General features: G+C 60.4%; 25 protein-coding genes. 13 read left to right on the top strand and 12 right to left on the bottom strand.

The window, feature by feature from the left end; all coding sequences use genetic code 11:
• Positions 1–119 precede the first annotated feature (119 nt).
• On the top strand, positions 120–1,094 hold the full coding sequence (locus QZR30_RS04485) for a LysR family transcriptional regulator (RefSeq protein WP_046070159.1): 975 nt from the start codon (positions 120–122) through the stop codon (positions 1,092–1,094).
• Here the strand turns inward: QZR30_RS04485 and QZR30_RS04480 are convergent.
• From QZR30_RS04480 to QZR30_RS04470, 3 genes are all read right to left on the bottom strand, one after another.
• Complete coding sequence (locus QZR30_RS04480) at positions 1,024–1,221, bottom strand: PA3496 family putative envelope integrity protein (RefSeq protein ID WP_080944696.1); 198 nt, start codon at positions 1,219–1,221, stop codon at positions 1,024–1,026. The genes QZR30_RS04485 and QZR30_RS04480 overlap by 71 nt on opposite strands.
• A 211-nt stretch (positions 1,222–1,432) precedes the next feature.
• Positions 1,433–2,299 (bottom strand): transcriptional regulator HexR, encoded by an 867-nt coding sequence (gene hexR / locus QZR30_RS04475; protein ID WP_003177007.1) that lies wholly within the window; start codon positions 2,297–2,299, stop codon positions 1,433–1,435.
• A gap of 164 nt (positions 2,300–2,463) precedes the next feature.
• Positions 2,464–5,337, bottom strand: coding sequence for a putative bifunctional diguanylate cyclase/phosphodiesterase (locus QZR30_RS04470; protein WP_311902980.1), 2,874 nt, complete (start codon positions 5,335–5,337; stop codon positions 2,464–2,466).
• Positions 5,338–5,616: 279 nt separating this feature from the next.
• On the opposite strand from QZR30_RS04470, the gene uvrD reads away from it, so the two are divergent.
• From uvrD to QZR30_RS04455, 3 genes are all read left to right on the top strand, one after another.
• The gene (uvrD, locus tag QZR30_RS04465; protein ID WP_046070161.1) at positions 5,617–7,800 is read left to right on the top strand and encodes a DNA helicase II; all 2,184 of its coding nucleotides are present in this window, start codon (positions 5,617–5,619) and stop codon (positions 7,798–7,800) included.
• Between the two features lie 300 nt (positions 7,801–8,100).
• Complete coding sequence (locus QZR30_RS04460; protein WP_043048169.1) at positions 8,101–8,973, top strand: Tim44 domain-containing protein; 873 nt, start codon at positions 8,101–8,103, stop codon at positions 8,971–8,973.
• Positions 8,974–9,108: 135 nt separating this feature from the next.
• Positions 9,109–9,516 carry an SMI1/KNR4 family protein gene (locus QZR30_RS04455; RefSeq protein ID WP_017739032.1) on the top strand — a complete coding sequence of 136 codons (408 nt, stop codon included), beginning with the start codon at positions 9,109–9,111 and terminating at the stop codon, positions 9,514–9,516.
• A 102-nt stretch (positions 9,517–9,618) separates the two neighbouring features.
• Here the strand turns inward: QZR30_RS04455 and QZR30_RS04450 are convergent, their stop codons facing one another.
• A complete protein-coding gene (locus tag QZR30_RS04450) occupies positions 9,619–11,376 on the bottom strand; it encodes a cation:proton antiporter (protein WP_046070162.1) in 1,758 nt (585 codons plus the stop codon).
• A gap of 296 nt (positions 11,377–11,672) precedes the next feature.
• Between QZR30_RS04450 and QZR30_RS04445 the strand changes: the two genes are divergently transcribed.
• Positions 11,673–12,158 (top strand): acyl-CoA thioesterase, encoded by a 486-nt coding sequence (locus QZR30_RS04445; protein ID WP_046070163.1) that lies wholly within the window; start codon positions 11,673–11,675, stop codon positions 12,156–12,158.
• A 40-nt stretch (positions 12,159–12,198) separates the two neighbouring features.
• Here the strand turns inward: QZR30_RS04445 and pdxY are convergent, their stop codons facing one another.
• A complete protein-coding gene (gene pdxY, locus QZR30_RS04440) occupies positions 12,199–13,071 on the bottom strand; it encodes a pyridoxal kinase PdxY (RefSeq protein WP_046070164.1) in 873 nt (290 codons plus the stop codon).
• Positions 13,072–13,188: 117 nt separating this feature from the next.
• Between pdxY and QZR30_RS04435 the strand changes: the two genes are divergently transcribed.
• Positions 13,189–13,584: a DUF3301 domain-containing protein gene (locus QZR30_RS04435; protein ID WP_046070165.1), complete on the top strand. Its 396-nt coding sequence runs from the start codon at positions 13,189–13,191 to the stop codon at positions 13,582–13,584.
• Here QZR30_RS04435 and QZR30_RS04430 read toward each other — a convergent pair.
• The 4 genes from QZR30_RS04430 to dksA are packed head-to-tail and all read right to left on the bottom strand — an operon-like array spanning position 13,578 to position 16,865.
• The gene (locus QZR30_RS04430; protein ID WP_311902978.1) at positions 13,578–14,540 is read right to left on the bottom strand and encodes a CobW family GTP-binding protein; all 963 of its coding nucleotides are present in this window, start codon (positions 14,538–14,540) and stop codon (positions 13,578–13,580) included. The two genes, QZR30_RS04435 and QZR30_RS04430, sit on opposite strands and share 7 nt — an antisense overlap.
• Positions 14,541–14,583: 43 nt before the next feature.
• The gene (locus tag QZR30_RS04425; protein ID WP_046070167.1) at positions 14,584–15,228 is read right to left on the bottom strand and encodes a DUF1826 domain-containing protein; all 645 of its coding nucleotides are present in this window, start codon (positions 15,226–15,228) and stop codon (positions 14,584–14,586) included.
• Positions 15,228–16,433 carry a zinc metallochaperone GTPase ZigA gene (gene zigA, locus QZR30_RS04420; RefSeq protein ID WP_068965814.1) on the bottom strand — a complete coding sequence of 402 codons (1,206 nt, stop codon included), beginning with the start codon at positions 16,431–16,433 and terminating at the stop codon, positions 15,228–15,230. Before zigA ends, QZR30_RS04425 begins: the two co-directional genes overlap by 1 nt.
• A gap of 27 nt (positions 16,434–16,460) precedes the next feature.
• Complete coding sequence (dksA, locus tag QZR30_RS04415) at positions 16,461–16,865, bottom strand: RNA polymerase-binding protein DksA (protein ID WP_043048182.1); 405 nt, start codon at positions 16,863–16,865, stop codon at positions 16,461–16,463.
• A gap of 126 nt (positions 16,866–16,991) precedes the next feature.
• Here dksA and QZR30_RS04410 point away from each other — a divergent pair, with 126 nt between their 5' ends.
• The gene (locus QZR30_RS04410) at positions 16,992–17,360 is read left to right on the top strand and encodes a glutamine synthetase (RefSeq protein WP_068965818.1); all 369 of its coding nucleotides are present in this window, start codon (positions 16,992–16,994) and stop codon (positions 17,358–17,360) included.
• Here the strand turns inward: QZR30_RS04410 and QZR30_RS04405 are convergent.
• Complete coding sequence (locus QZR30_RS04405; RefSeq protein WP_311902977.1) at positions 17,357–18,568, bottom strand: N-acetylmuramoyl-L-alanine amidase; 1,212 nt, start codon at positions 18,566–18,568, stop codon at positions 17,357–17,359. The genes QZR30_RS04410 and QZR30_RS04405 overlap by 4 nt on opposite strands.
• A gap of 128 nt (positions 18,569–18,696) precedes the next feature.
• Here QZR30_RS04405 and folE2 point away from each other — a divergent pair, with 128 nt between their 5' ends.
• Genes folE2 through QZR30_RS04380 form a run of 5 tightly spaced genes read left to right on the top strand, consistent with a single transcriptional unit; the run spans position 18,697 to position 22,565 of the window.
• Entirely contained in the window at positions 18,697–19,587 is an 891-nt protein-coding gene (folE2, locus tag QZR30_RS04400; protein WP_311902975.1) for a GTP cyclohydrolase FolE2, read from the top strand.
• Positions 19,584–20,252, top strand: coding sequence for a metal ABC transporter ATP-binding protein (locus tag QZR30_RS04395; protein ID WP_311902974.1), 669 nt, complete (start codon positions 19,584–19,586; stop codon positions 20,250–20,252). The genes folE2 and QZR30_RS04395 overlap by 4 nt, the downstream gene beginning before the upstream one ends.
• Complete coding sequence (locus tag QZR30_RS04390; RefSeq protein ID WP_059396730.1) at positions 20,252–21,118, top strand: metal ABC transporter permease; 867 nt, start codon at positions 20,252–20,254, stop codon at positions 21,116–21,118. Before QZR30_RS04395 ends, QZR30_RS04390 begins: the two co-directional genes overlap by 1 nt.
• A gap of 11 nt (positions 21,119–21,129) precedes the next feature.
• Positions 21,130–22,008 carry a metal ABC transporter substrate-binding protein gene (locus tag QZR30_RS04385; RefSeq protein ID WP_046070175.1) on the top strand — a complete coding sequence of 293 codons (879 nt, stop codon included), beginning with the start codon at positions 21,130–21,132 and terminating at the stop codon, positions 22,006–22,008.
• Positions 22,005–22,565 (top strand): gamma carbonic anhydrase family protein, encoded by a 561-nt coding sequence (locus tag QZR30_RS04380; RefSeq protein WP_046070176.1) that lies wholly within the window; start codon positions 22,005–22,007, stop codon positions 22,563–22,565. Before QZR30_RS04385 ends, QZR30_RS04380 begins: the two co-directional genes overlap by 4 nt.
• Before the next feature lie 68 nt (positions 22,566–22,633).
• Here the strand turns inward: QZR30_RS04380 and QZR30_RS04375 are convergent, their stop codons facing one another.
• Positions 22,634–23,155 carry a DUF3617 domain-containing protein gene (locus tag QZR30_RS04375; RefSeq protein ID WP_034116524.1) on the bottom strand — a complete coding sequence of 174 codons (522 nt, stop codon included), beginning with the start codon at positions 23,153–23,155 and terminating at the stop codon, positions 22,634–22,636.
• A 130-nt stretch (positions 23,156–23,285) separates the two neighbouring features.
• Between QZR30_RS04375 and cls the strand changes: the two genes are divergently transcribed.
• Positions 23,286–24,725 carry a cardiolipin synthase gene (gene cls, locus QZR30_RS04370; protein ID WP_046070177.1) on the top strand — a complete coding sequence of 480 codons (1,440 nt, stop codon included), beginning with the start codon at positions 23,286–23,288 and terminating at the stop codon, positions 24,723–24,725.
• Positions 24,726–24,805: 80 nt separating this feature from the next.
• On the opposite strand, the gene cfaB is transcribed toward cls, so the two are convergent.
• On the bottom strand, positions 24,806–25,990 hold the full coding sequence (gene cfaB / locus QZR30_RS04365; RefSeq protein WP_056847506.1) for a C17 cyclopropane fatty acid synthase CfaB: 1,185 nt from the start codon (positions 25,988–25,990) through the stop codon (positions 24,806–24,808).
• Positions 25,991–26,010: the final 20 nt, after the last annotated feature.

Here is a 26,010-nt window from a genome sequence, read left to right as displayed (position 1 = left end):
ACAGTCGCGAGACACACACTAAGCCCGCCAAGGGATTAACAAAAATCAATAATTATTGGGTCATGCATAAGCAAAGACTTATAGTTGGCTGAATAGCCTGGGGTGAAGGGATCTAAATAATGCGTAAGTCACTGATGAGACTGACATTACGTCAATTGCAGATCTTTCATGAAGTCTGCGATCTGCGCTCCTACAGCCGCGCGGCCGAGGAAATGTCCCTGACGCAACCCGCCGTCAGCCTGCAGATTCGTCAGCTGGAAGAGCTGATCGGCCAGCCGCTGTTCGATTATGTCGGTAAAAAGCTCTACATGACCGAGGCCGCCGAAGCCCTGCAACGGGCCAGCCGCGATATCTTCGGGCGCCTGGAAAACCTCGACATGCAGCTATCGGACATGCAGGGCTCGCTGCAGGGCCAGCTGAAACTGGCGGTGGAATCGAGCGCCAAGTATTTCGTGCCGCACCTGTTTGCCGCCTTCAAGCGCCAGCACCCGGAGGTGCAACTGCACTTGACGGTCGTCAATCGTGCCCAGGTAATCCGCAGGCTTTCAGACAACCGCGACGATTTGGTGATCATGTCCATGGTGCCTCAGGACATGGGCCTGGAATTCCTGCCGTTTCTCAACAACCCAATTGTCGCCGTGGCACTGCCGGATCATCCGTTGAGCCTGCAAGGGCCGTTGCGTCTGCAAGACCTGGAGCCTTACACACTGCTGATCCGCGAGCCAGGTTCCGGCACGCGGCTGGCCTGCGAGGAATACTTCAAGGAAAAACGCGTGCACTTCACCCAGACAGTGGAAGTGGCCTCGGCCGAGGCGCAGCGTGAGTGCGTGGCCGCAGGTTTGGGCGTGGCCCTGCTGACGCGCCACGCCTTGAACCTGGAACTGGCCACCGGCGGGCTCAAGGAGCTGCCGGTGGAAGAACTGCCGCTGTACCGCAGCTGGTGCCTGGTGCAGGCCAAGGCTAAACGCCTGTCACCAGTGGCCCATGCGTTCCTGGGCTTTATTCGCAGCGAACGGGTGCAGATCAGCGCGCTGGCTGAGCGTTTCGCTGGGCGGCCACGGGTGCCTGCCAATGGAGTTCCGGGTAGTCAGTGATGCTCTGGAGCAACTGGCGCTCTTCGCAACGGTCTTCGATGGCGCGACGGAACGCCATGCGGCGCTGGTCTTCCTGCTGACGACGGGTCTTGACGGTGCTGTTGCTGTCTTCGTAGTGCCGGGTCATTTGGAGTCTCCCAATGCGAGTACGGGGGAGTACAGGGTGGACGCGCGGGATGACGGGGCGATGACAGCCTCATGAAGATTCTGGATGCATGGAGAATCTAATGTGGGAGGGGGCTTGCTCCCGATAGCGGAGTTTCAGTCACAGATTCATTGACTGACCTACTGCTATCGGGAGCAAGCCCCCTCCCACATTGAGTTCTATGTGCAGGTATTTAGTCGTCGAGGGCTTTGACGGATTTGGGCGACAGGCGCAGGCTGCGCAAGCTGCGCTTGACGCTCTTGAGGTGGTTGACCAGGCTCGGGCCACGGGCCATGGCCACGCCCATCGCCAGCACGTCGATCACCACCAGGTGAGCGATGCGCGAGGTCAGCGGCGTATAGATTTCGGTGTCTTCATGCACGTCGATCGCCAGGTTCACCGTGGACAGTTCCGCCAATGGCGTCTGGCTCGGGCACAGGGTAATCAGCGAAGCGCCGCTTTCACGCACCAGGTTGGCGGTGATCAGCAAATCTTTGGAACGACCGGACTGGGATATACAGATCGCCACGTCAGTGGGCTTCAAGGTCACTGCCGACATTGCCTGCATGTGCGGGTCGCTGTAGGCCGCAGCCGTCAGCAGCAGGCGAAAGAACTTGTGCTGGGCATCGGCCGCCACCGCGCCCGAGGCACCAAAGCCATAGAACTCGACGCGCTGGGCCTGGGACATGGCAGTCACCGCCTTTTGCAGCTCCACCGGGTCAAGCTTCTCGCGCACTTCCATCAGGGTATGCAAGGTGGTGTCGAAGATTTTCAGGCTGTAGTCAGCGACGGAGTCGTCTTCATGAATCGCAAACTGGCCAAAGCTCGCGCCGGCCGCCAGGCTCTGTGCCAGCTTGAGTTTCAGATCCTGGAACCCGGAGCAGCCAATGGCGCGGCAGAAGCGCACGATGGTCGGCTCACTGATGCCCACGCTGTGGGCCAGGTCGGCCATGGAACTGTGCATCACGGCCGCAGGATCAAGCAGCACATGATCGGCAACCTTGAGTTCCGATTTGCGTAACAGGTGGCGCGACTGGGCGATATGTTGCAACAGGTTCAAAGGGCAGGACTCTTGTTATTGGCAGGCGCCAGGGATGTAGCAAGCTTGTAGTTATACTACAAGAATTCTCGTTTTGCCCGTTCGATGCATCACTAAATCGCCCTGTTCCCCCTCTGGTTTCAGCGGGCAGGCGCTATGTAGCCATAAATTCGGCCTACGCTGCGTTAAGAAAAATCTGCATTTTTGCGTAACAAATCCGCCAGCCCTTCGGCCGGCATCGGCTGGCTGATCAGATAACCCTGCACTTCATCGCACTGCTCACCGCGGAGAAACTCCAGCTGCTGCTGATCTTCCACGCCTTCGGCCACGACCTTGAGCGCCAACCCATGGGCCATGGCGATGATTGCACGGGTGATCGCCGCATCCTCACGCCCCTGGCCAAGGCCACGGATAAAGGTCTGGTCGATCTTCACGTAGTCCACCGGAATGCGCTTGAGGTAGCTCAGGGACGAATAACCCGTGCCAAAGTCATCGATGGCCAGTTTCACCCCCAGGTCGCGCAACTGCTGGAAGGTGGCGATGATGTGTTCAACGCTGTCGAGCAACTGGCTTTCAGTCAGCTCCAGCTCCAGGTATTGCGGGTCCAGGCCGGTTTCTTCCAGGACCTGGCGCACCAGACTGACCAGCTTGCCCTGGCGCAACTGATGCACCGACAAGTTGACTGATACCCGAATCGGCGCGAGCCCCTGGCGCTGCCACTCACAAGCCTGCCAACACGCCTGGCGCAGCACGAACTCGCCCAACGGCACGATCAAGCCGGTTTCTTCGGCCAGGCCGATAAAGTCCCCCGGCGGCACCATGCCCCATTGCGGATGCTCCCAGCGGATCAGCGCCTCGGCGGCATTCAGCTTGCCGGTGGCCAGGCACAGTTTGGGCTGGTAGAACACACTCAAATGACGCTCTTCGATGGCTTTACGCAGGTGATTTTCCAGCTGCAAACGCTCCAGGGTGCTGGCTTGCAGGCTGTCGGTGTAAAACTGGAAATTATTCCCGCCCAAGTGCTTGGCGTGTTGCATGGCCATATTTGATTGGCTGACCAATGCAGAAATTTCCCGCGCATTATCCGGCAGCAGACTGACCCCCATTGAGGCGCTGACCACCAGCTCATGCCCCTCCACCGTCACCGGTACACGCAGTTTTGCCAGCAGCCGCGTCGCCACCCGTGCCAGGCTCGACAGGTTGCCGTAGGCGTCGAAGAGCACGGCAAACTCGTCACCGGACAGGCGCGCAATGGTGTCGGCTTCAGGCAACGCGTTGATCAAACGCCGGGCCATTTTCTGCAATAACTGGTCGGCCACTTCATGGCCCAAGCTGTCATTGAGCAACTTGAAGCGGTCCAGGTTGATATGCAGCAGCGCCAGGCTGCGCCCGCCCTGACGCACACGCTGGTGGGCCTCGCGCAGGCGTTCGCGAAACAGCGAGCGGTTGGCCAGGCCGGTCAGTTCATCGTAGTGAGTGAGGTAGCGCATACGCTCCTCGGATTCACGCCGCGCCGAAAGATCGGCGAAAAAACCCACGATATGGCTGACGTTTCCCCGAACATCGCGCACTACGTTCAGTTGCAGCCACTGCGGGTAGAGCTCGCCGTTCTTGCGCGTTTCCACCAACTCGCCCTGCCAGGTACCGTGGCTGAGCAGCGCCTGGCGGATCACCGGGAAGTGGCGTCGCGCATCGCGGCTGCTGGGCAGTTCCACCACATTGCGGCCAAGCATGTCGTCGATGTCAAAACCGGTGACACGGCTGAATGCCTGGTTCACCGCGATCAGCACGTACTCGGGATCGAGGATCACGATGCCTTCGCTGGCCGCCTCGAACACCGTCGAGGCGAGCCGTTGCTGTTCTTCCAGCGCCTTACTCGCGCTGATATCTCGGCGCGTACCGAGCATGCGGGTCACGCGGCCGTTGGGCGCACGCTCCACCGCACGGCCACGGTCCTGGATCCACACCCAATGCCCGTCACCATGGCGCACCCGGTATTCCACCTGATAGTCCTCGCTACGGCCTTTGAGATGCTCCACCAGCGCACGCTTGAGCAGCGGCAGGTCGTCGGGGTGCAGCCGCGGCTTGAGGTGGCTGAGCATCGCCGTGACGTACTCGGGCTCCAGGCCGAACAGCTCCTTGAGTTGGGTGTGGTGGACTTCGTCGGTTTGCAGGTTCCAATCCCAAAGACCCAGTTCGCTGGCTTGCAGGGCCATGGCCAGGCGCGCTTCGCTTTTATTCAGGGCAAGGCTGGCGGCATCCAGCTCCTGGCTGCGTCGCGCCATACCGTCTTGGAGGCCGACCTGGGCGTCGCGCAAGTCCTGTTCAACCTGGCGGCGCTGCTCGACTTCACGCACCAGCTCCAGGTTCAACTGTTCGCTGCGCTGCTGAGACTGTTGCAAATGCTCGATCAAGGCCTGGTTCTGAAATCGTCGCAACAGCCCGCGCTGAATCAGCCGGTTGACCTGCCAGGCCACCAGGCTCAGGGACGCCAGCAGGATCAGGCCGAGCACACCCCAGCCCTGCTGCTGGGCCGTGCCATTCCAGAACAGATAGACGATGGCCGGCACCAGGCACGGCAAGACAAACGACAGGAAGGCCCACAGGCTCACGGCATAGGCCACGCTGGCCGACAATGAAGCGGCGCCGATCAGGCCAAACACCCAGGCCTGATGCATGAAGCTGTCGGCAGGTACCAAGGCGATGGCCGCGACAGAAAGCGTCAAGCCACTGACCGCCGAACCGAGCATGAACATACGCCGCCACACCGGCTGGGCCTGACGGCTGGGCATCGCCGAATCAAAGGCCGCCACCTGAATCACACGCATCGCCACCACGGCCAGTAGCCAGAGCAACCAAATGCTGTCGAGCAGGTATTGCTGGGGGTTCCAAAGCAACCAGGCGCAGACCAGGCCATTGACCAGCATCAGCAGCGTCGGCAGCAATGAGCCCTGATATAGCAGGCGTGTGCGCTCGACCGCCATTTGGGTTGCATAGTGTTTACGGATGACCTGCGCCGGCGCCGCCGAGGGGCCGAACAGGTCGGTGCTAAGGGTCATAGGCGGTGTTCTTATAATGGTGAGCCCGAAACGTCGACGGAGCATACACAAGCAGGCGCCTGCACCAAACTGCTCCAGGTCATAAAAACCCCGCCAAGATCGGCCGCAAACCTTTGGCCCAGACGGCTTGAGCGAGACGCGGCGCGGGCTGCGGCCGATGACCAACCGGTCATCCCCCTCGGCAGAATGTCTGCCCGGTCGACAGCGCTCCGGATGTTTTGCGTCGACCACCTGGCATTGGGATTTGCCCGAGCCCCCTTAGGCCCATAGAATGCGTCGATGCGCGATGATCTCTCACTTTTGTTGAACTCCCTCAACGATGCCCAACGCCAGGCCGTAGCGGCCCCCGTTGGCCGTCAGTTGGTCCTGGCCGGTGCTGGCTCCGGTAAAACCCGAGTGCTGGTGCACCGTATCGCCTGGTTGATCCAGGTCGAAAACGCGTCCCCGCACTCCATCTTGTCGGTGACCTTTACCAACAAGGCCGCTGCCGAGATGCGCCATCGTATCGAGCAGTTGATGGGCATCAGCCCGGCCGGCATGTGGGTGGGCACTTTCCACGGCCTGGCGCACCGCCTGTTGCGGGCGCATTGGCAGGAAGCGGGGCTGAGCCAGACCTTCCAGATTCTCGACAGCGACGACCAGCAACGCCTGGTCAAGCGCGTGATCCGCGAACTGGGCCTCGACGAACAGCGTTGGCCGGCGCGCCAGGCCCAATGGTTTATCAATGGTCAGAAGGACGAGGGCCTGCGCCCGCAGCATATCCAGGCCAGCGGCGATCTGTTCCTGGCTACCATGCGCAGCATTTATGAAGCCTACGAGGCGGCGTGTTTGCGTGCAGGCGTGATCGACTTCTCCGAACTGTTGCTGCGCGCCCTCGACCTGTGGCGTGACAACCCCGGTTTGCTGGCCCATTACCAGAAGCGCTTCCGCCATATCCTGGTGGACGAGTTCCAAGACACCAACGCCGTGCAGTACGCCTGGTTGCGCCTGCTGGCCAAGGGCGGCGACAGCCTGATGGTGGTGGGTGATGACGACCAGTCGATCTACGGCTGGCGCGGCGCGAAAATCGAGAACATCTACCAGTACTCCGAAGATTTCCCGGACGCGGTGACCATTCGCCTGGAGCAGAACTACCGCTCCACCGCCGGGATCCTCAAGGCTGCCAATGCCTTGATCGCCAACAACACCGGGCGCCTGGGCAAAGAGCTGTGGACCGACGGCGGCGAAGGCGAAGCGATCAACCTGTACGCGGCGTTCAACGAGCACGATGAAGCGCGCTACGTGGTGGAAACCATCGAAAGCGCGCTGAAAACCGGCCTGGCGCGCAGCGATATCGCGATCCTGTACCGTTCCAACGCCCAGTCGCGGGTACTGGAAGAAGCCTTGCTGCGCGAGCGTATCCCCTACCGCATCTACGGCGGCCAGCGCTTTTTCGAACGTGCCGAAATCAAGAACGCCATGGCCTACCTGCGCTTGCTGGAAGGCCGTGGCAACGATGCGGCACTGGAGCGGGTGATCAATATCCCAGCCCGTGGCATCGGCGAGAAAACCGTCGAAGCGATCCGCGACCATGCACGCCATGCCGATGTGTCGATGTGGGAAGCCATGCGTTTGCTGATCGCCAACAAAGGCCTGACCGGCCGCGCTGCCGGGGCTCTGGGTGTGTTTGTCGAGTTGATCGAGAACCTCGCCGCCAAGTGCGCAGAAATGCCCCTGCACCTGATGACCCAGACCGTGATCGAGCAGTCCGGGCTGATCGCTTACCACGAAGCGGAAAAAGGCGAGAAAGGCCAGGCCCGGGTAGAAAACCTTGAGGAACTGGTCAGCGCCGCCCGCGCCTTCGAAAATACCGAGGACGACGAAGAGCTGACGCCGCTCGCCGCCTTCCTGGGTCACGCGTCGCTGGAAGCTGGCGATACCCAGGCCGATGAGCACGAAGACAGCATCCAGCTGATGACCTTGCACAGCGCCAAAGGCCTGGAGTTTCCGTATGTGTTCCTGGTGGGCATGGAAGAAGGCCTGTTCCCCCACAAGATGAGCCTGGAAGAACCCGGCCGCCTCGAGGAAGAACGCCGCCTGGCCTATGTGGGCATTACCCGGGCGATGCAGAACCTGGTGATGACTTACGCCGAGACCCGACGCCTGTACGGCAGCGAGACCTACAACAAGGTGTCGCGCTTTGTACGTGAAGTGCCGAAAGGGCTGATCCAGGAAGTGCGCCTGTCCAACAGCGTCAGCCGCCCGTTCGGCGGCGGCCAGCAGCAGAACTCCAGCACCATGTTCTCAGGTTCCGAGATTCCGGAAACCCCGTTCAGCCTGGGTCAGCAGGTCAGGCATGCGATCTTCGGCGAGGGCGTGATTCTCAACTTCGAAGGCGCCGGTGCCCAGGCGCGGGTGCAGGTGAACTTCGCCGAAGGCAGCAAGTGGCTGATGATGGGCTACGCAAAGCTCGAAGCGGTCTAACACCCTCCCCTGTAGGAGCGAGCTCGCTCGCGAAGAACGTCCAGACAACGCGTTCCTCCAGAATGCCCACGTTATCGTTGACGATTTTCGCGAGCAAGCTCGCTCCTACAGAGAACGGTTCAACATGAAGGTTACGGCTGTGCCCTTGTATTTCACGAGCGCGGGCCAATATCTGTAATACGTCCTACAGACCCTTCGGATTCAGTCTTACGCAAAAGCCCGAAACATTATGCCGCTAGCCACTGTCACGACACCTGTGCAACATGGCGCGCGTGCAATCCACAAATGGGAATTCCCTTTATGAAACGTTTTCTTAGCATCGCCATGGCGTTGTGCATCGGCTTGACGATGAGTCTCGACGCCAACGCCAAACGCTTCGGTGGCGGCAAAAGCTCAGGCGCGGCGCCGACACACCAGACCAGCCAGATGGCTCCAACCGCCGGTGCCGGCGGTGCTGCCGCAACTGCGGGCGCAGCCGGTGCCGCTGGCGCTGCTGCCAAGGCCGGCGGTGCTTCGCGCTGGCTGGGCCCTCTGGCCGGTATCGCTGCCGGTGGCCTGCTCGCCTCCATGTTCATGGGCGGCGGCTTCGAGGGCATGCAGATCTTCGATATCCTGATCCTGGCCGTCATCGCTTTCGTGATCTTCCGCTTTATCGCCGCCCGTCGTCGCAAGCAGCAGGAGCACCTGGCTCCAGCCGGCGCGCCAATGCAGCGTGAAGTGTTCGAGCAGAAGCCTGCCATGGGTTCGATCTTCGGTGGTTCGGCAGCACCTGCCGCTGCCGCCCGTCCGGTGATCAACGCACCGGCCTGGTTCAACGAAGAGCGTTTCGTCGAAGCGGCCCGCAGCCACTTCCAGTCCCTGCAACAACACTGGGACGCCAACGAAATGGACAAGATCTCCGAGTTCGTGACCCCGCAACTGCTGGAGTTCCTCAAGCGCGAACGTGCCGAGATCGGTGACGCGTTCCAGTCGACCTACATCGACGACCTGCGCGTACAACTGGACGGTGTGGATGATCGCGCCGACAAGACTATCGCCACCCTGACCTTCAGCGGCGTGTCGAAGACCTCGCGCTTCGACCAGGGCGAAGTGTTCAGCGAAAGCTGGAACATGGAACGCGCCCAGGGCGAGGACCAGCCATGGCTGGTGGCCGGTATCCGCCAGAACGGCTGAAACCTGCACGTTTGAGCAAGCGGTAACAAAAACCCCGGACATGTCCGGGGTTTTCTATTTCACGGTTGCACTTATAGCGAGCTACTGTATAAAACGCCCCTATAAACCGCGCCATCTAGCAAGAGGATCCCGGCCGTGGAAGAAATCATCGAACAATTGCGTGAAGCCAACGAACCGGTCCCGGTTCCTTTGGAGCTGCCTGACGAAGACCAACTGGTGGAAATCGAAGAACAACTGTTCATCGACATCCCGTTTGTCTTCCGCGAATTCCTGCTGACCGTCAGTGATGTGGTGTACGGCAGCCTGGAGCCGGTGACCGTCACCGACCCACAATCCCATACCTACCTGCCGGACGTTGCCGCCAACGCCTGGGACGCCGGCGTCGACCGCAGCATGATCCCGATCTGCCAGGACGGCGATGACTACTATTGCGTCGAGGAAGACGGCACCGTGGTGCTGTGGTCCGGCGAAGAAGAACTCGTTACCGAAGAAACCTGGGAATCGGTATGGCACTGGGCGCGGGACGTCTGGCTGGAAAGCTGAGGCCTTTGCAGGAGTCGAGCTTGCTCGCGAGAAACCTGAGGGCGCCACTGGGTGTCAGGTTTCCCGCGTTATCGCTAACGATCTTCGCGAGCACGCTCGCTCCTACTGCGTATCCTTGTGGTTATCCAGGGTCTCCAGCAACGCCACTTGCATCCGCGTATGCACACGGATAAACCAGCGCCAGAGCACCGCCGCCACCGCAGCCGTGACCACGGCAATCAGCACCAGCAACTTGTTGGTCGGCAGAATGCTGGCCGACAAGGCTGCCAATAGCAGGAAGATCACCAGCAGCGACAATAGGGGGATCAGCTCCGCAATCACCCGTCGCACGCGCTGGGTATGCCGCCCGGCCATCTCCGGCTTCACACTCATCTCTGCCAACAACATCGACAGCGCCTTGAGCTTGCGATACGCCGCAATCAGGAATGGCAGCGATAACAGCAGTGCCCCACCCCAGATCAATGCCTTCTGCCAGCTCGGATCACTGATCCAACCCTCCAGGTACCCGCCGATGCGTGCGGCGAAATAACTACCAGCGAAGAAGATCGCGATCACCAGTGCCAGGTTGACCCCTACCTGCAGGATGATCTTGCGAATCATCGAGGCCAGCATCGCCCCCTCGCCCTGGGGCTGGATGCTGCGCAGCCACTCGCCATACATGCCGAAGACCCGGCTCATGCGCTTGGGCATCACCGCTGCGATCTTCAATGACAGTGGATCGGCGCCGCGAATCAGGTAGGGCGTCAGCAGCGTGGTAATCGCCGAAACAGCAACCGCCACCGGATACAGGAAGTCGCTGGTCACCTGCAGGGTCATTCCCAATGCTGCAATGATGAAAGAAAATTCGCCAATCTGTGACAGCCCCATGCCGACCCGCAGCGAAGTGCGGCCATCATTGCCGGCGATAAAGGCTCCCAGGCCGCAGGACAGCATCTTGCCCAGCACCACCGCCACGGTGATCACCGCAATCGGCCAGGCGTATTGCAGCAGGATATGAGGGTCGATCATCAACCCTATCGCGACAAAGAAGATTGCACTGAACATGTCGCGAACCGGCTCGATCAGGCCCTCGATCTTAATCAATTGACGGGATTCAGCCATGATCGCGCCAATCAAAAAGGCCCCGAGCACCATGCTGTATTCCAGTTTCACCACCAACAGGCAGAAACCGAAGCACAAGCCCAGCACGGTGATCAGCAGCATCTCATTGCTTTCAAACTTGGCCACATAAGCCAGCAGGCGCGGCACCAGCAAAATGCCGATCACCAGCGCAACGATCATGAACAAGGACAGCTTGCCGACCGTGGAGAACACCTCGCCGGAGCTGACCGTGCCACTGACGGCGATGCTCGACAGCAAGGCAATGATGCCGATACCCAGGATGTCCTCGACGATCAGCACGCCAAAAATCAGCTGGGCGAAACGCTGGTCTTTCATCTTAAGGTCATTGAGGGCCTTGACGATGATGGTGGTCGAGGAGATCGCCAGGATCGCGCCGAGAAACAGCGAGTCCATGGTGCTCCAATCGAACCAGCGGCCGATCTCGTAGCCGATCCAGATCATCAGGACGATCTCAAGGAACGCCGCGATAAACGCCGTGGCCCCCACTTTGAACAGCTTGCGCAGGCTGAACTCCAGGCCCAGGCAGAACATCAGGAAGATCACCCCCAGCTCGGCCAGGGTTTTGATGGTGTCTTCGTCGTGGATCAGGCCAAACGGCGGAGTATGGGGGCCGATAATGAAGCCCGCGACGATATAGCCCAGTACCACCGGCTGTTTGAGGCGATGAAACAGGATGGTGACGACCCCTGCTACCAGCATGATCACGGCCAGGTCCTGGATAAAGCTGATGGCGTGCATGGCGAGGGGCTCCTTGAGGGTACTGGCGCTTTTCCCACTTCCGGCCGCGCCTTTGTAGGGTCGCAAAGAGCGGAAGGAAAAGTCTGCCTTGAACGTAAGAAAAGCCCTGAGATGGGCTTTTGAAGGTTAACACCGCGACTTCTGCTGAAAAGCCGGTGCAATATATGGAAACAGATCGCCGAGCGCGTGACGGCAAGCCGCCCACTGGCGTCCCGTTAGGGATGGCGCTGCAAAGACTTCAGCACCCGCAGAGGTGCCCCCTCCCCCAACCAATGCCTACAACCCGTGAGTGTGCTATGGAACCCGGAAACGCCCAGCTGTCGATGACGGTATTGATGACCCCTGACATGGCCAACTTCTCAGGCAATGTCCACGGCGGCACGCTGCTTAAGTATCTCGACGAAGTGGCCTACGCCTGCGCCAGCCGTTATGCCGGCCGTTACGTGGTGACGCTGTCGGTGGACCAGGTGATTTTTCGCGAACCGATCCATGTCGGTGAACTGGTGACTTTCCTGGCGTCGGTCAACTACACCGGCAATACCTCGATGGAAGTGGGCATCAAGGTAGTGACCGAGAACATTCGTGAACGCTCGGTGCGCCATACCAACAGCTGCTTCTTCACCATGGTGGCCGTGGACGACCAGCGCAAACCCGCCGCCGTGCCGCCCTTGCAGCCGCAGAACAGCGAGGACAAACGCCGCTTTGTGCAGGCCCAGCAACGTCGGCAGATTCGCCAGGAGCTGGAAAAGCGTTATCAGGAAATCAAAGCCGAAGCGCCTTAATTCAAAACCTGTAAACCCTCCCACACTGGTTTTTGTGTACTTAGAGGCTAATGGGTGTGGCTTCAAAGCGTACACGAGGATGAGCAATGCGATCCTGGGCGCGCACCAGTTCCAGTTCATAACTGGCGCAGGCCTGGGTTTCCAGCAGCACTTCATGCACTGCCGCGGCGGTGAACTCAAAGGCTGCCACCAGGCTATCGCCCAGCAGCACCCGCGCGAGGAACAGGCCCGACGTCAGGTCGCCCACACCCACCGGCTGACGCGGGAACGCCAGCAACGGCCGACGCAAGTGCCAGCTGGCGTCTTCGGTCACCAACAGCATCTCGAAGCCGTCCGGCAGTTTGCCCGGGTAATCCAGGTGTTTGACCAGCACCGCCTTGGGCCCACGTGCCAGCAAGGCCTTGGCCATAGCAAGGCAATCGAACAGCGACTGCGGCTTGCGCCCGGCAAAACTGTCCAGCTCCAGCTGATTGGGGCAGAGGAAATCCGCCATGGCCGCAGCCTCGTCCAGCAGGAAATCGCTGACCTCCTGTGGCACGATGCAGCCCTTTTCCGGGTGACCCATCACCGGGTCACACAGGTACAGCGCCTTGGGGTTGATCGCCTTGATGCGGGCTACACCGCTAAGGATCGCGCGGCCTTGGGCTGCACTGCCGAGGTAGCCGGACAGCACCGCATCGCAGTTGCCCAGCTCACCAATAGCGGCAATGCCTTCCACCAGCGCCGGAATTTGCTGCGGCGCCAACACTTCCCCCGCCCATTGTCCATACTGAGTGTGGTTGGAGAATTGCACCGTGTTGAGCGGCCAGACATTCACCCCGACCCGCTGCATAGGGAATACGGCGGCGCTGTTTCCGGCGTGGCCAAAGACCACATGAGACTGGATCGCAAGCAGATGAGGTGTGCGTTTCATGCGGGAGATTTCCGTCAAGCCGTTGAAATTCTGGCCGCGCAGTATGCGACTAAACGCAGCCTGTACGACAGACCGGCGACACAGTTAAGCTGCTCTCACTTTGTTGGAGTTCATGGAATGCTGACCCTGGGAAACATGTTCGTGTTGATGCTGCTGGCGACCGGCGCCGCCTGGGTCTGGCACAACCACGGCCTGCGTGAGCGCGCGCTGGAGCGGGTCAAGCAGCATTGCGCCAAGCTTGATATCGAACTGCTCGATGGTGCGGTGGCACTCAAACGCATCGGGTTCGTCAAGGATGCCAATGGCCGGCGGCGCCTGGCACGTGTCTATAATTTCGAGTTCACTGTGACCGGGGAAACCCGCCATGCCGGAATTATCACGCAGTTCGGCGCCCACAGTGCGCAGATTGAACTGGCGCCCTACCCGTTCGAGGCCAAGGAGCCGTTGCCCAGCGCCGAGGTGATCGAATTGAGCCAATGGCGCCAGGACCACGCGACCAAGAAACGTCAATAACGGCAGGCCGCCAGCGCACCCTGCAATACCGCTGCGTCCTGGGGCTCGCTGAAGATCAATTCAAGCCGCGAATCTCGACGCCATTCGCTGGGTCGCCAAGCTAGGGGGCTGTTATCCACAGCGTTGGCCGACATCCAGCCGTCGACACTGTGGATAACCAGTTTGGCACGCCGCCAGTCGAGACCTGATAGCCAATGATGCAGACGGCTGACATCGAATCGCTGGCTCGGGTGCCAACGCCAACCGATACTCCAGCCGCCCTCGTGGCCCTGGCTCAGACAGATCGGCAACCCAGGATCACTCCAGATGGCCGGCATTTGCACCAGCCCCTTAGGGACGTCGAAATTATCCACAGCGCCTAGGGCCTGCGCATCCAAGCCTGGCAACCGCTCAAGTGGCAATTGCGCCTGGCGTGTCCAATACACTGCGCATGCGGGTAATTGCGCTTCAATCGCCTGACGTTGTGCAGCATCCAGCGCCTCGTCCTTGTTCAGCACCAGCAGGCCGGCGCTGGCCAATGCCTCTTGCTGTGCCTGCGGCAAAGGCTTCCCCGCCGCCAAGGCCCGGGCATCCAGCACCAGAACACAGGGCTGCACCGCCAGCACGCCTTGCCACGGCACCTCTCGCAGCTGTTTGAGCAACTGCGCCGGATGGCCCAGACCCGAAGGTTCGATAAACAACCGATCCGGCTTGGATTTACGTAGCAAGCGGCCCAGCCCGACCTGGAACGGTGCACCATTCACACAACACAGGCAGCCTCCGGCCACTTCACCGAGGGCGATGCCGTCGCCGTCTTGGGTAAGCAAGGCAGCGTCCAGGCCGACTTGCCCGAACTCGTTGATCAGCACCGCCCAGCGCTCGTTGGCCGGGCGCTGGGCGAGCAGGTGCTGGATCAGGCTGGTCTTGCCGGCGCCCAACGGGCCAGCAATCACGTGGGTGGGAATATTCTGCAGCATGGGAAGCATCATTAGACCGTGTAGAGAGCTTGATCCTACCCGGTTATGCCAGCCAATCCAGTGTCAGGATCAGCCGCCGCTCATCGGCCTTAAGCGCTGGCGAGCGATGGATCAGACCATGCCCTTCATTGCCGTGCCATTTTGTCCCCTTCAGCAACGCCACTTCACCGCAGTGGATCTGCTCGATGCGCTCGATGGGCTCGGCGTCTGCCTGGCTCAATTGGCGCCGGTCCATGACACCTTCGCGCAACCATTGGCTGCCGATGCCGGCATAGGTGGTGATCAGCCGGACCGGCACATGGTCGACGTGAAAGCGCGGGCACATGGCCTTGTCCAATAGCCGCAGACGCACGCCAATACGCTTGGCGCCGAGCAGGCAGGCGAATGCGCTGATCAGCCACGACACATCGGCAATAAACCCGTCGTAACCCTCAAGATCACGACAAGTGGACGCCAAACCCTGCAAGTTCGGCACGGCGTCTTCGTTGTCGAGCTCAATCACCAAGGATTCGGCCAACGGCTCATTGAGCGCTACCAGCAAGGCGCCGAATTCGGCGATATGCAGGGGCAGTTGGCGCTGCCAGACTGCCAGGTTGACGCCATCGTCGAGAATGTCTGACAGCGCCAGCGGGGTTTCCCCACAGGTCTGGCGGATCACGGGGCGCAGGGGAATAACCGGGGCCAGCATCAGGCTACCTGCTCATACCAAGGGCCAAAAGGATCAGGCAGCAGGCGCCAGCTTTCGACGCCCAGGGCCATTTCTTCATCATTGAGCAAGCAGGCATCCAGCTCGGCACGCATCTGGGTGAAGTCGATGTTTTGCCCGATAAACACCAGTTCCTGCCGGCAGTCACCGGTGCTCAATTGCCAGTTAGCCATGATTGCCGCGACGCTTTCTTCGTCCTGGGGCCATTGGCTTTTTGGCACAAAGCGCCACCAACGCCCGGCAAACCCATGGCGCATCAAGCCGCCGGCCTGGGACCAACTGCCAGCGTCCTGATGCTTGCTGGCCAACCAGAAGAAGCCCTTGGAACGCAGCAGCTTGCCGTTCACCCACGGGCGGTCGATAAAGCCGAAAAAACGCTGTGGGTGGAAGGGCCGACGCGCACGGTAAGCGGTGGAAGCGATCCCATACTCTTCGGTTTCCGGCACATGTTCACCGCGCAATTCCTGTAACCAACCTGGGGCCTGGGCGGCGCGTTCAAAGTCGAAACGGCCGGTGTTGAGGATCTTATGCAGCGGCACTTCGCCCATGACCATCGGGATGATTTCCGCCTGGGCATTAAGGCGCTCAAGGATCGCCATCAACTCTTCGCGCTCGCGGCTGCTGATCAGGTCGATCTTGCTGATCAGGATGACGTCGGCGAACTCGATCTGCTCGATCAACAGGTCGGTGATGGAGCGCTCATCCTCTTCTCCGAGGGTTTCGCCCCGCGAAGCCAGGCTTTCGGCGGCCTGGTAGTCGAGCAGGAAGTTCATACCGTCGACCACGGTGACCATGGTGTCCAGCCGCGCAATGTCGGCCAGGCTTTGCTCGTTTTCATCGCGAAAGGTGAAGGTTTCGGCCACGGGCAACGGCTCTGATATGCCGGTGGATTCGATCAGCAGGTAATCAAACCGACCTTCCTTGGCGAGTTTTCCGACTTCTTCGAGCAAGTCTTCACGCAAGGTGCAGCAGATGCAGCCATTGCTCATCTCCACCAGTTTTTCTTCCGAACGATTGAGCGTGACGTCGCGCTGTACCTCGCTGCCGTCGATGTTGATTTCGCTCATGTCATTGACGATCACCGCTACCCGCAGGTTGTCGCGGTTACGCAAGACGTAGTTGAGCAGCGTACTTTTACCGGCACCGAGAAAGCCGGATAACACGGTCACGGGGAGACGATTGGGCATCAGGTAGTCCTCATCAGGGTTGGCCGGTCAAACTGCCCGCTTATGGCGTTCGCGCAGCTCTTCACGTTCTTTGGCTTCAATGCACAGGGTTGCGGTGGGGCGCAGCAGCAGGCGTTGCAGGCCAATGGGCTCGCCGGTTTCACGGCACCAGCCGTATTCACCGCGGGCCAGCAGCTCCAGGGCGTCGTCGATCTTGTCCAACAGCTTCTTTTCCCGCTCGAGCAAGCGCAGTTGCCATTGACGTTGCTCTTCGGCACTGCCGATATCCGCCAGGTCGCTATTGGTTTCCTGCTCGCGCAGCGCCTGGAACTCAGCGTCAATGCGGGCTTGCAGTTCATTGCGCTGAGCCAGCAAAAGCTCGCGGAAGAAGCGCTGTTGGGCGTCGTTCATGTAGTCGGCAGGCGGTTGGGCCAGAAGGTCTTGTTCGGTCATGGGAAGCGGTTCACGGATCAGGCTGTGTTTTTATGTTATAGTATAACAATGCAAATAAGCCAATCCCCTTGTTCGACGCGACGAAGGGCGCAATGCTTGATCATCTTCTTACCCAGAGAAAATTCGATGAGATACCTGATGTGCGCCCTGCTCGTGGCAGCCGCAGGGCCTGCCTGCGCCCAAACGCCCAGCCTGTTGGCCAACTGCACACGCAGCGCCAACCTGCTGGCGTGCGTGGACCCGTTGGGCAATGCCTATAGCGTGGCGACCGTGGGCAGCACCACCTATTTGCGCGGCTTTGAAGTGATCGGTAAACGCTACTGGGCGCAGACCAACAGCCGCTATGGGCAGCTGACGTTCTTTACCGGGTTGGCATCCGATGGCGAGGCGTGGGTCGGTTACACGCGGCGTGTGGGCTGGACCACCCTCAACCGCTTTTCCAGCTCAGGTGGTGCCAGTGCCAAGTTCACTTGCAGCCGAATGACCGGCTGTTAAGCCTGGGCGTTCTTCTGTTCCTGCACCCAGGCCATGTAGCTGTTCATCGGCGGGTTCTTCTGGAAGTAACTTTTCAAACCTTCGAAAAGTCCGTCCGCCACCGCTTGCTGGTGGCGCGCGGTGACCAGCCGCTGGGCATCCCGCGCATTGGAGATAAACCCGGTTTCCACCAGGATCGAAGGCACGTCCGGTGACTTGAGTACCGCAAACCCTGCTTGTTCCACACGCTTCTGATGCAGGCTGGTGATGCTTTGCAGGCTGCCCAATACCGAGCTGCCCAATTGCAGGCTGGAGGCGATGGTAGCGTTCATCGACATGTCCAGGATCACCCCGGCCAGCATCGGGTCCTTGTCCTTCAGATTGAGCAAGGTGGTGGCGCCCAGCAAGTCTGCGCCGTTTTCGCGCTGGGCCATAAAGCGCGCCGTGGCGGAGGTGGCACCACCCTCAGACAATGCATACACCGAAGCGCCCGATGCGGTAAGCCGTGGGGCAGCGTCGGCATGCACCGAGATAAACATATCGGCCTTGTGCTGGCGGGCGATGTCCACGCGTTTGCGCAGCGGCACAAAGAAGTCGTCGTTGCGCACCAGTTTGACGTCAAAGCCCTTTTCGCGTTTCAAGCGTTTAGCCAGCAACTGGGCGATCGACAGCACCACATCCTTTTCGCGCTGGCCCTTGGAACCGACGGCACCCGGGTCTTTGCCGCCATGCCCGGGGTCGACCACCACGATGATGTCGCGCTTGGGATGCCCCTTGCCCACCGGAGTCACTATCGGCGGCGGTTCAGCAGCAATTTGACGGGGGGCACGAGTGGCGTTGGTCAGGTCCAGCACCAGGCGATGGCCTTGGCCATCCTGGGGCGGCAGCACGAAACTGTTGAGCTGCATCGGCGCGGCCAGGTCCAACACGATGCGCGTGTCGCTCTTGCCAAAATGCCCGGAACGGATCGAGGTAATCCCACTGTTCTTCAGCGCCAACTGAGAGAAGTCGCCACTGAGGCCGGCGCCACTCAAGTCGATGATCAAGCGGTCTGGAGCCGTCAGGGAAAAGGTCTTGTATTGCACCGGGCCGCTGAGGTCGAACACCAGGCGCAGCTTGTCGTCCGAGCGCCACAGGCGTGCATTGCGAATCTGCGTGGCATAGGCGCCCAAAGGCAAGGTGAACAAGGGGCTGACCAGCAGCAGGTTGAGGAGCTGACGTCTGTGCATGACATATACCGCAGATAAAGGAGCGTCCCTGCTCGACATGACTGAACAAAGGCTGGAGTAGAAATTTCATCGTAGTAAATATTGTTATACTATAACATGACGAATTATTTCCAACGATGGACCTGCTTATGAATGCGCTGACTCTGCCGGATATCGCCGCGCAGGCTTCACGCCAAGCCTTGCCACTCGACTGGGTGGGCATGTGCGGCATCGCCTTGCCTATTTTGATTGACGGTCAGTGCCTGACCGCCACTGCCGATGCCGGCGTCAGCCTGGACGACGGCACGGCCCGTGGCATTCATATGTCACGCCTTTACCTGGCGCTGGAAATGCTCGACCAGCAACCACTCACACCTCCACTTCTGCGTAATGTACTGCTTCGATTTCTCGCCAGTCATGAAGGTTTATCTAAGAACGCCTACCTGCGTATCCACACCGATCTGCTGCTTAAGCGCCCGGCGCTGGTCAGCCCATTAGCGGGCTGGAAAAGTTACCCGGTGAGCATCGAAGCGCGGTTGGAAAAACAGATGTTCCACGTGGAACTAAAAATTGACGTTACTTATTCTTCAACCTGCCCATGTTCTGCCGCCCTCGCCAGGCAGTTGATTCAGCAGCAATTTCTCGAGGACTTCACCAACTCACCGTTGCAGCACGAAGACGTGTTGGCCTGGCTCGGCAGCGCCAATGGCATTGTCGCCACGCCTCATAGCCAGCGCAGCAGTGCGCAGTTACACGTTCACCTGCAAGGTAATGAGCTGGCGATAGTCGACTTGATCAACAGTGCCGAAGCCGCCCTCGGCACCGCTGTGCAAACCGCAGTGAAACGCGCGGACGAACAAGCCTTCGCCCTGGCCAACGGGCAGAACCTGATGTTCTGCGAAGATGCCGCTCGCCGCCTGAACCTCGCCTTGAAACGCTCGGACGCGGTCAAAGCCTTCCACCTCAAAGTGATCCATGCCGAAAGCCTGCACGCGCATGATGCCGTGGCTGAAAGCCGCTGGACGAGAGACCTGGCATGATCACCTGTAACGCTCTGCGCTGGGGCGCTCCCGGTCAACCACTGACGCCGGCACTGGATTTGACGCTGGAAAAAGGCAGCCTCACCGGCATCATCGGCGCCAACGGCACGGGCAAGAGCAGTTTGCTCAAAGTCATTGCTGGCCTGCAAAAGCCATTGTCGGGAAAGGTCAGTATGGATGTTCCACGCCGTGGTGGCCTGTCGTTCCTGCCCCAGCAGCAACACTTGGATCGCCAGTTCCCCATCAGCTTGCAAGAATTGGTCGCCGCCGGTTTTTGGCGTACCCGGTACACCAGCGAGGAACGCAGCCAACGCCTGCAAGAGGTACTGGACGACTGGTGCCTCAGTGGCCTGGAACATCGGCCGTTGATGGCGTTGTCCGGAGGTGAACTGCAACGTGCCCTGCTCGCCCGCATGAGCCTGGCCGATGCGCCGATCCTGTTGCTTGACGAACCCCACGCCGCCCTCGACGAGGACGGCCAGGCCCTGTGCTGGCAACATATCCACGCCTGGCATAGTGAGGGCCGCACGCTGATCGTCGTCTGTCATGACCTGGCATCTGTGCGCTATCACACCCAGCAGGTGGTGCAGATCAAGAACACCGGCTGCATCTTCGGCCCCAGCAAGGCGCTGATCCGCCCGCAACCACAGATGCAGGTGGCCTGATGCACCTTAGCGCCCACCTGTGGATGCCGTTCCATGAATTCGTGTTTATGCGCCGTGCACTTATCGGCGGGTTGGTGCTCGCCTGCAGCACCGCGCCGCTGGGGGTGTTTCTGATCCTGCGGCGCATGAGCCTGATCGGTGACGCGGTGGCACACGGCATCTTGCCCGGCGCCGCCCTGGGCTTCTGGTTCGCAGGCTTGAGCCTGCCCGCGCTGACCATTGGCGGCCTCGGCGCCGGCCTGAGCATGGCCGGCCTGGCCGCGTGGATCACCCGTCGCACCGGCCTGCGCGAAGACGCCAGCCTCGCCGCCATCTATCCCATTTCCCTCGCTGCCGGCGTACTGATCCTGGGCCTTGCCGGCAAACGCCTGGACCTGCTGCACCTGCTGTTCGGTTCAGCCCTGGCGGTGGATCAAACCACCCTCACCGGCATGCTCTGGGTCTCAGGTTTCAGCCTGATCGCCATGGCGCTGATCTACAAACCGCTGCTGCTCGACACCCTTGACCCGCTGTTTCTGCAGACTGTCAGCCGTCTCGGCCCGCTTGCCCATGGCGTGTTCCTGACCCTGGTGGTGCTGAACCTGGTGATCGGTTTTCAGGCTATCGGCGCCTTGATGGTGGTGGGCTTGATGATGCTGCCGGCCATCGCTTCACGCTTCTGGAGCCGACGCCTGCCGGTACTGATGGCGGTAGCGGCAGTGCTGGGATGCCTATCGGTATGGCTAGGGTTGTTGCTGTCGTTCTACTACTCACTGCCCAGCGGCCCGGCCATTGTGCTGGTGGCGGGCGCCGGGTATCTGCTGTCCGTGGTGTTCGGTCCGGTGCATGGCTTGTTGCGCCGCCCGCCTTTGCTTTCATCCCAATGAGGTGTTTCCCGATGCGCGCCCTACTCGTGCTGTTCAGTCTGCTACTGCCGCTTTCGATGGCTCACGCTGCGGACAAACTCCAGGTGGTCACCAGCTTCAGTATTCTCGATGACATCACCCACCAGATCGGAGGCGACCATATCCAGATCAGCAACATGGTCGGCCCGGACGCTGACGCCCATACCTATGAACCCACCCCGGATGATGCCAAGGCACTGCTCAAGGCCCGGGTCATCATCAAGAACGGGCTTGGTTTCGAGCCATGGCTGGATCGCCTGGTGACCAGCACCGAAACCAAGGCCACTGTGGTCACCGCTAGCAAAGGCGTGATTTCCCACACCATGGACGAAGATGGCGAAACCATTCCCGACCCACACGCCTGGCACAACCTGGCCAACGCCGAAATCTACGTGAGCAATATCACCAAGGCGCTGGTGGCCGCCGACCCGGCCAACACCACCGACTACCTGCGAAACAGCCAGGCCTACCTGAAACAAATCCACAGCCTGCTGGCCGACGCCAAGGCCAAGTTCGGCGCCCTGCCGCCGGGCAACCGTCGCATCGTCACCTCCCATGACGCCTTCGGTTACCTGGGCCAGGCCTATGGTATCCAGTTCCTCGCGCCCCAAGGCTTGTCCACCGAGCGTGACCCTTCGGCCGCCGAAGTCGCCGCGCTGATCACCCAGATTCGCAAGGACAAGGTCAAAGCCGTATTCATGGAAAACATCAAGGATGCGCGCCTGCTCAAGCAGATCGCTGATGAAAGCGGCGCACAGATCGGCGGCACGCTGTACTCCGACGCTCTCGCCGCAGAAGGCCCGGCCAGCACCTTTACCGGCCTATTCGAATACAACCTCAATACCCTCTACGCAGCCTTGAGCAAGCCATGATCCGCAAGAACCCTTCCGGCGACCTGCCGGTGATTGCTGAATCGGCCTACGTGGACAAAACCGCGATCATCTGCGGCAAAGTCATTATCGGCGAGAACGTGTTCGTCGGCCCCTATGCCGTGATCCGCGCAGACGAAGTCGACGCCAGCGGCGCCATGGACCCGATTACCATCGGCGCCAACTCCAACATCCAGGACGGCGTGGTCATCCATTCCAAGTCCGGCGCAGCGGTGACCATCGGCGAGTTCACCTCCATCGCCCACCGCTCCATCGTCCATGGCCCCTGTACAGTCGGCGATCGCGTGTTTATCGGTTTCAACAGCGTGCTGTTCAACTGCGGCGTGGGCGATGGTTGCGTGGTGCGCCACAACTCAGTGGTCGACGGCCGCGACCTGCCCGCCGCCTTCTACGTGCCCTCCACCACTCGCATTGGGCCCAACACCGACTTGTCGCAATTCCCGCCGGTGAGTGTCAGTGCCTCGGAGTTTTCCGAAGACGTGGCGCGCACCAACGTCGACCTCGTGCGCGGCTACAAAGCCCTGCAAAACGAGTTCTGAGCCAGCACGCGCTGGTTTCCGGGCACCTGGCCTGTCACAACGGCCAGGGCCGTCCCGCATGTTCTGCGTTAAGCGCGGGGTTTGACCGTACCGCAATCGTTGCCCAGCCATTGGGCGTGGCTGTCCAGGCTGCCTTTCTGCTGGATGCCGGTGGCATTGAACGTACCGTTGACGGTGGTGGTGAATTCTTTCTGGCTCTGAAATGTCGCTACGCCTGTGCCTTGGGCTTTCGGGCAGCTGAAACGGAATTTCCACTGGTTGCCGCTCTTGTCGGTCACTTCCTGTTTGCACCCCGATTGAGGGTCGGTCAGCGGGATAGAGTCGGAGGCAACCTGGGCAGGGGTAAGGCACACCTGCACACCCTTACCGGCCATGTTGATGCCTTGCTTTTCGAGCATGGCGCGCTGTTCAGGGGTCATCTGTTGCTTGAGCTGACCGAGGATCAGCGACAGGTCCGGCAGGTCCTGGTTATCGACCTTCATATTGCTGGTGGTCAATTCCCACAAGCCCGGCGCCAGCATCTGCGCCTGCGCCGCCACCGGCAGCGACAACCCAACAACCATGGCCAAACCTAGCAGACGAGCATTCATCGGGTAACTCCTGGGTAATTGTCGGCGTTAGACGCCGCAAAGCAGCCAGTGTTGCACGGCAAATAAAATAGCGACATTCGCCGTCGTTCATGGTCTGTTACGCACTGGACTGCCTGGAGTTACGTCGTTCATGGATTTCTTTGGCCCGCACCTGCTCGCCTACTTCATTGCCACGCTGCACGTTCTCGGGAGCCTCGCCGCAATTCACGCGGTACTGACCGTCCGCACCGCCCAGGGCTCGATCGCCTGGGCCTTGTCGCTGATGTTCATGCCTTACCTGACGCTGATCCCCTACCTGATTTTCGGCCGCAGCACCTTCGACGCGTACATCCAGGCCCGGCGCCAGGCCAACCAGGAAATGCACACGGCGATCACCGAGCTGAACTGGCGCCCATGGGTAGAGGAAGCCCTCGCGGCACGCAACTCCAGCGCCTATGCCTCCCTGCGCGCCATGCCCAAGCTGGGGCGCATGCCATGCCTGGCCAATAACGAAGTGCGTTTGCTGATCAATGGCGATGCCACGTTCGGCGCGATCTTCGAGGCCATTCGCAACGCCAACACCGCCGTGCTGTTCCAATTCTTCATCATTCATGACGATGAACTGGGCCGCCAGTTGCAGGCCCTGTTGAAGCAAAAGGCCGCCCAAGGCGTGGCGATCTACGTGCTGTACGACCGCATCGGCAGCCATGCCCTGCCCCATCGCTACGTGCAATCGCTGCGCGACGCCGGGGTGCAGGTCAAGGCCTTCGCCACCCGCAGCGGCTGGCTTAATCGTTTCCAGGTCAACTTTCGCAACCACCGTAAGATCGTGGTGGTGGACGGCCTCACCGGGTTTGTCGGCGGGCATAACGTCGGCGATGAATACCTGGGCAAGAAACCACCGTTGGCGCCATGGCGCGACACCCATGTGCAGGTCACCGGCCCGGTAGTGGCGTGTCTGCAGGAATCGTTTGCCGAGGACTGGTTCTGGGCTGCGCGGGAGCTGCCACCACTGATTCTGCCGGACGCTTATCCTGAAGACGGCGTGCTCTGCCAACTGCTCGCCAGCGGCCCGGCCGACCCCTATGAAACCTGCTCGCTGTTTTTCGTCGAGGCCATTCACGCGGCGACCGAACGAGTCTGGATCACCAGCCCCTACTTCGTTCCCGACGAAGCCGTATTTGCCGCCCTGCGCCTGGCGGTGCTGCGTGGGGTGGACGTGCGCCTGCTGCTGCCATCTCGGCCCGACCACCGCATCGTGTATGCCGCCTCCAGCCTTTACGCCATCGAAGCGGTGCGCGCAGGCGTGCGTGTGTTCCGCTACACGCCAGGGTTTCTGCATCAGAAGGTGGTGTTGGTGGACAGGGAAATCAGCGCCATTGGCAGCGCCAACATGGACAACCGTTCATTCCGGCTGAATTTCGAAGTGATGTTGCTGACGGTGGATGAAGCCTTCGCCAGCCAGGTTGAACACATGCTGCTGGACGATTTCGCCCTGTCCCATGAGGTCAGCCAGGAGGAAAGCCGTGAGACTCGCCGCCTGCAGCAATTGGGGATGCGGGTGGCGCGCCTGATCTCACCGATCCTCTAACAGACAAAACAGGGGGAACATGTGGGAGGGGGCTTGCTCCCTCCCACATTTTGATCTTCTGCGTTTGCGTGATCAGTGTTTCAGCGATAGAGATCTTCCCGCGTCCAGGGCAGTTCATGGCTGCCATCGGCGTGAGGTTTCACCGCCAGGATCTGGTGCAGGTTGATCCAGCCCCGGGCAAACGCATACGCGCAACCGGCCAGGTACAGACGCCAGATGCGCAACGCCTGCTCCGGCACCATCTTCGCCGCCGCTTCCAGGTTGTCTTCCAGGCGCTCGCTCCAATGATCCAGAGTGCGTGCGTAGTGCAAACGCAGGCTTTCGACATCGACCACTTCGAGCCCGGCTTCACTGATCTCAGCGGTCATCATCGCCAGGTGCGGCAGCTCACCATTGGGAAATACGTAGCGTTCGATAAAGTCCCCGGCGCCACGGCCTACTGGGCGGCCATCAGTGTGCTTGGCGGTAATGCCATGGTTCATCACCAGGCCACCTTCGCGTACGGCGCCAAACAGGGTTCGGCAATATTGCGCCAGGTTGGCATGGCCGACGTGTTCGAACATACCCACGCTCACCACTTTGTCGAAACGACCGTCCTGGGGCAGGTCGCGGTAGTCGAGCAGTTGCAGGTCGACCTGATCTTCCAGGCCTTCGGCTTTCACGCGCTCCTTGGCCAGCGCCAGTTGTTCCTTGCTCAGGGTGATGCCAAACACCTTGACCCCGAATTCCCGCGCCGCAAACCGCGCAAGTCCGCCCCAACCACAACCCACATCAAGCAAATACTCACCCGGCTGCAGCCGCAACTTGCGGCACAGGTGGCGGAATTTGTCTTGCTGGGCCTGGTCGATGGATTCGCTGCCGGTTTCGAAATAACCGCAGGAGTACGCCATGTCCTGGTCCAGCCAGAGCTGGTAGAACTCGTTGGACAAGTCGTAGTGATAGGAAATGGCTGCCGCATCGGTGGCCTTGTCATGGATAGAGCGCACTGGACGGCTGCCCTCGTCGTCATCGACCAAGGCGTGACTCAGTTCGTCACAAACCCGGATCACTTCGGCGATGGAGCCTTCCAGCTCCAGTTTGCCTTCGACGAAAGCTTCGCCCAGAGAGTCGAGCGTTGGATGGCTCAGCTTGGACACGACCGTGGGATCCTTGACCACGATGGTCACACTGGGCTCGGGGCCCAAGTTGAATTCATGGCCGTCCCAGAGTCGAAGACGCAGCGGTAGCTGAAGATTCTGTAAGGCTGGTGGAAGTTGCGCGAGCATGAGTAGTCCCCCCTTGTTTC

This window comes from Pseudomonas sp. rhizo25, from assembly GCF_031931935.1.
GTDB lineage: Bacteria > Pseudomonadota > Gammaproteobacteria > Pseudomonadales > Pseudomonadaceae > Aquipseudomonas > Aquipseudomonas synxantha.
This window is presented reverse-complemented; position numbering and strand designations above follow the sequence as displayed.